The sequence below is a fragment of the Variovorax sp. P1_H12_2 genome (genome assembly GCF_056405335.1).
This window is the reverse complement of the sequence record NZ_JBFUCI010000535.1, coordinates 1-3681: the sequence shown is the minus strand read 5'-3', so window position 1 is coordinate 3681 and position 3681 is coordinate 1. Positions and strand designations below refer to the sequence as shown.

The 3681-nt window shown below is 65.3% G+C and carries 2 protein-coding genes; both read left to right on the top strand.

Annotation, left to right across the window (positions count from 1 at the left end; all coding sequences use genetic code 11):
- Positions 1–458 precede the first annotated feature (458 nt).
- Positions 459–3341, top strand: a complete 2883-nt coding sequence (locus AC1D2K_RS31775) for a 2-oxoglutarate dehydrogenase E1 component (RefSeq protein ID WP_478094057.1) — start codon at positions 459–461, stop codon at positions 3339–3341.
- A 52-nt stretch (positions 3342–3393) separates the two neighbouring features.
- The coding region (locus tag AC1D2K_RS31770) for a biotin/lipoyl-containing protein (RefSeq protein ID WP_478094055.1) at positions 3394–3681 on the top strand (288 nt) is incomplete at its 3' end.

Sequence of the window (3681 nt, the reverse complement as noted above, 5' to 3'; positions counted from 1 at the left end):
GGCAGAAGCGGAGAAAGTCCTGCGCATGCTCCCGCTGAAATACCCCGATGCAGGGCCTCTGCCGATGAAGATGCCGGGCCCGGACGAGGTCCGCCTGTTCCGCGTTACACCCTCGGTCATTTCCGTTCTCGATTACTCGAAGGGCTTCGGACACACGGATCTCGTCGTTTGCTGATTGCGGCATCTCGGCCCTTCGCGCTCCCGGCCGGCGAAGCCCGGCCCGTTGGTGAAACACCGCGGAACCGGCTTCGCCGGGCCGCTGGTGTTGCCCCCAGCAGGGGGTGGGCGCCCGACACGAAGTGCGGGCAACCTGGGGGGTTTCCACATCAATGGCACAATGCGGCAGTACTCAGGCCCTTCCCCAGCCACAGTCGCATCCGCCAATCGGTTCAGCCGTGTCGCGGAAGGTTTCTTAAACCAGCTAGTGCTTCCTTCAGGGAAGCGAAGGTCAGCGGAATATGAGCGATTCCTCGTCGACGGCTTCGTCCGTCTACAGCGCCTACCAAGGCAACACCTACCTCTTCGGCGGCAATGCGCCCTATGTCGAAGAGATGTACGAAAACTACCTCTCCAATCCCGGCAGCGTGCCCGACAACTGGCGTGCGTACTTCGACGCGCTCCAGAACGTGCCCGCCACCGACGGCAGCAACACCAAGGACGTGCCCCACCTGCCGGTGGTCAACGCCTTCGCCGAGCGCGCCAAGCAGGGCACCACCAAGGTGGTGGTGGCCAGCGGTGCCGACTCCGAGCTCGGCCGCAAGCGCACCGCGGTCCAGCAACTGATCGCCGCCTATCGCAACGTCGGCGCCCGCTGGGCCGACCTCGACCCGCTCAAGCGCGCCGAGCGTCCCGCGATCCCGGAGCTCGAACCCTCGTTCTACGGCTTCGCCGACGCCGACCTCGAGACCGTGTTCAACACCAGCAACACCTTCTTCGGCAAGGAGACGATGTCGCTGCGCGACCTGCTCAACGCGCTGCGCGAAACCTACTGCGGCACCATCGGCGCCGAGTACATGTACATGACCGACCAGGCGCAGAAGCGCTGGTGGCAGCAGCGGCTCGAAAGCGCCCGCACCAATCCGCAGCTCTCCGCCGAGCAGAAGAAGCGCGTGCTCGAGCGGCTGACCGCCGCCGAAGGCCTCGAGCGCTTCCTGCACACCAAGTACGTCGGCCAGAAGCGCTTCTCGCTCGAAGGCGGCGAGAGCTTCATCGTCTCGATGGACGAGCTGATCAACCAGGCCGGCATCGCGGGCGTGCAGGAAATCGTCATCGGCATGGCGCACCGCGGCCGCCTCAACGTGCTGGTCAACTCGCTCGGCAAGCTGCCGGCCGACCTGTTCGCGGAGTTCGACCACACGGCCCCCGAAGACCTGCCCAGCGGTGACGTCAAGTACCACCAGGGCTTCAGCTCCGATGTGACCACGGGCGGCGGGCCGGTGCACCTGAGCCTGGCCTTCAACCCCTCGCACCTCGAGATCGTGAATCCGGTGGTCGAGGGCTCGGTGCGCGCCCGCATGGACCGCCGCGCCGACCCGCTCGGCAAGCAGGTGCTGCCGGTGATCGTGCACGGCGACGCGGCCTTCGCAGGCCAGGGCGTCGTGATGGAAACGCTGGCGCTGGCCGAAACGCGCGGCTACTCCACCGGCGGCACGGTGCACATCGTGATCAACAACCAGATCGGCTTCACCACCAGCGACCCGCGCGACAGCCGCTCGACGCTGTATTGCACCGACATCGTCAAGATGATCGAGGCGCCGGTGCTGCACGTGAACGGCGACGACCCCGAAGCCGTGGTGCTCGCAACCCAGCTCGCCCTCGAATTCCGCATGGAGTTCCAGAAGGACGTGGTGGTCGACATCGTCTGCTTCCGCAAGCTGGGGCACAACGAGCAGGACACGCCGGCGCTCACGCAGCCGCTGATGTACAAGAAGATCGCGCAGCATCCCGGCACGCGCAAGCTCTACGCCGACAAGCTGGCCGCCCAAGGCCTGGGCGCCACGCTCGGCGACGATCTGGTCAAGGCCCAGCGCGCGGCCTTCGACGCCGGCAAGAACACCTCCGACCCGGTGCTGACCAACTTCAAGAGCAAGTACGCGGTCGACTGGAGCCCCTTCCTCAACAAGAAGTGGACCGACGCCGGCGACACCGCGATCCCGACCGCCGAATGGAAGCGGCTGGCCGAGCGCATCACCAAGGCGCCTGAAGGCTTCACGGTGCACCCGCTGGTCAAGAAGGTGCTGGACGATCGCGCGGCGATGGGTCGCGGCGACGTCAACATCGATTGGGGCATGGGCGAGCACATGGCGTTTGCCTCGCTGGTGGCCAGCGGCTATCCGGTCCGCCTGTCGGGCGAAGACTGCGGTCGCGGCACCTTCACGCACCGCCACGCGGTGCTGCACGACCAGAACCGCGAGAAGTTCGACGAAGGCACCTATGTGCCGCTGCAGAACGTGGCCGACAACCAGGCGCCGTTCGTCGTCATCGACTCGATCCTGTCCGAAGAAGCGGTGCTCGCGTTCGAATACGGCTACGCCTCGAACGACCCGAACACGCTGGTGATCTGGGAAGCGCAGTTCGGCGACTTCGTGAACGGCGCGCAGGTCGTGATCGACCAGTTCATCGCCTCCGGCGAAGTCAAGTGGGGCCGCGTCAACGGCATCACGCTGATGTTGCCGCACGGCTATGAAGGCCAGGGACCGGAGCACAGCTCGGCGCGCCTCGAGCGCTTCATGCAGCTTGCGGCCGACACCAACATGCAGGTGGTCCAGCCGACGACGGCGAGTCAGATCTTCCATGTGCTGCGTCGCCAGATGGTGCGCAACCTGCGCAAGCCCCTGATCATCATGACGCCGAAGTCGCTGCTGCGGAACAAGGATGCGACTTCGCCGCTGGCCGAGTTCACCAAGGGCAGTTTCCAGACCGTCATCCCGGACAGCAAGGACCTGAAGGCCGAGAAGGTCAAGCGCGTCATCGCCTGCTCGGGCAAGGTCTACTACGACCTGGCCAAGAAGCGCGAGGAAAAGGACATCGACGACGTGGCGATCATCCGAGTCGAGCAGCTCTATCCCTTCCCGCACAAGGCCTTCGCCGCCGAACTGAAGAAGTACCCCCATCTCGTGGACGTGGTGTGGTCGCAGGACGAGCCGCAGAACCAGGGGGCCTGGTTCTTCGTGCAGCACTACATYCACGAGAACATGCAGGAAGGCCAGAAGCTGGGCTACTCCGGCCGTGCCGCCTCGGCATCGCCCGCGGTCGGCTACTCGCACCTGCACCAGGAACAGCAGAAGGCGCTGGTCGACGGCGCGTTCGGCAAGCTCAAGGGCTTCGTGCTGACCAAGTAACAAGATCGCTCTGATCCACCTTCACAAGAAAACACGAAACGAGCACATAGAAATGTCCATCGTAGAAGTCAAAGTCCCCCAGTTGTCCGAGTCCGTGGCCGAAGCCACCATGCTGCAGTGGAAGAAGAAGCCCGGCGACGCCGTCGCCATCGATGAAATCCTGATCGAGATCGAGACCGACAAGGTCGTGCTCGAGGTGCCCGCACCCGCGGCCGGCGTGCTGGCCGAGATCATCCAGGCCGACGGCGCCACCGTCGTCGCCGAGCAGTTGATCGCGAAGATCGACACCGAAGGCAAGGCCGGCGCGGCCGTGCCCGCGGCGGCGCCGGCCGCCGTGCCG